Source organism: Streptomyces sp. NPDC012474 (assembly GCF_042955185.1).
Taxonomy (GTDB): Bacteria; Actinomycetota; Actinomycetes; order Streptomycetales; family Streptomycetaceae; genus Streptomyces; species Streptomyces cahuitamycinicus.
On the sequence record NZ_JBIBEP010000052.1, the window covers coordinates 1 to 1,667 of the forward strand.

A 1,667-nucleotide genomic window follows, 5' to 3' on the forward strand; every position below is an offset into this window, starting at 1 on the left:
CTAGCCTCGATCTTTCTTGACGGTCCGCCGACGGAGTCGGTGGGCCGTTTCGCTTTCGGTGGCTGATGCCGGGCAGGCCGTGGGCCCGAGTGTCGCGTCGGGTGGGCGCCGGGTTCCACTGCTCCGGGTGGGGTGGTGCTACTCGCAGGGGTAGGGAAGCTGCTGGTCAGCCGGGGTTCGGCAGGAGTGCGAGCCGTGCGAGGGCGTCTGTGATCTCCCGGGTCCAGGGCCAGTGGGCCGCGAGGCGGAGGATGCGGCGCCGGCCGGTGGTGACGAGCTGGGCGGCTGCGGAGAACAGGCGGAAGCGGAGGCGGCGGGGTTCCCAGAGCCGGGTCTGGCCGGTCAGGGCGAGCATGGGCATCCAGGCCAGCAGGTCGAGAGCGATCTGGACGATCTCCAGCCAGACCTTGTTCTGTGCGGTGTCGTGCAGGGGCAGGTTCCGCAGGCCCGTCGCGCGGGCAGCTCGGATGCGGTCCTCGGCCCGGGCCCGCAGCCGGTGACGGAGCTCGAGTTCGGCGCTGGGACGGCCGGCGGTGTTGGTAGCAAAGCAGGTGATCCGCATGCCGTCCGCATCCGTGATCCTCAACTGGGCCCCGGGATGCGGCCGTTCCTTGCGGACGATCAGCCGCATGCCCTTCGGCCAGCCCTCAAGCAGGTCGCCGGTGAGTTCGGCGACCCAGGCCCCGTCGCGGACCTCGCCGCCGGCCTCGACGGCCGGTGTCCATGCCGATGCCGGGATCTTCAGGACGTGCTGGTGAATGGCCTCGGTGATCACCATGCCGACCGAGTAGGACAGCCAGCGCCCGCGCTGGGCGAGCCAGGCGACGAACTCGTGGGTGCCGCCCGCGGAATCGCAGCGGATCAAGGTCTGCCGCCCGCGCCGGTACTTCGTGGGCAGCTGAGCGAGGGCGAGGCGGGCGGCCTCGATGTGGTCGGCGGCCGTGTTCGAGCCCGCGTTGCCCGCCCTCAGAAGGGAGGCGACAGGTTCACCGGTGCCACCGGGGCCGTGGTCGACGAAGCCCATCAGCGGGTGGTGACCGTAGGTCTTCTTCCAGGTCGGGGCGGCGTCCTGCTTGTCCGAGTGGGCGATGACCAGCACTCCGTCCAGATCCACGGTGACCTGCCCACCGGCGTCCGGAGCCCGGTCGCGGGCCAACGTCCAGACCCGGCAGCGGACTTCGGACCGGGCTGTGCGGATGGCGGTCAGTGCCTTCTCGCCCGAGGCGGCAAGGGTGTCGATCAGGCGGGAGACCGTCGGGTCGGAGGCGACCGGCCCGAACACGGCCGGCTCGGCCCGAAGCATGCCCACATCCGCCAGGCAGTCCCCGCCCAGCGCGACCGCCAGCACCACATCCAGCAGGACCTTGCCCGGATCATGCACCGCCCGCGACTTGCGCCACGGCGCCAACGCCACCGATATCGCCCTGTCCAGGCCGGTCTTGTGGATCGTCTCCACCAGCAGCACACCGCCGGCCTGGGAGACCACCCCGCGACCACCACCTTCGGTACGGACACACGGGTAGGACCCGATACGCTTCTTCACCTGGAGAGTGCTTCTTTCACGCGACGACCTGGACCCTAGACAAGTCACATCGTTGCAGGTCAGGAGCACTCTCCGCGTTTCTGATCACCTACCGGACGCCCTGCCACGTGAAAGCGCGAGGCTA

The 1,667-nt window shown here is 70.0% G+C and carries 1 protein-coding gene; it reads right to left on the reverse strand.

The window, feature by feature from the left end; translation table 11 throughout:
• Positions 1–166 precede the first annotated feature (166 nt).
• Positions 167–1,543, reverse strand: coding sequence for an IS1380 family transposase (locus ACFY9S_RS40625; protein WP_391139180.1), 1,377 nt, complete (start codon positions 1,541–1,543; stop codon positions 167–169).
• Positions 1,544–1,667 lie beyond the last annotated feature (124 nt).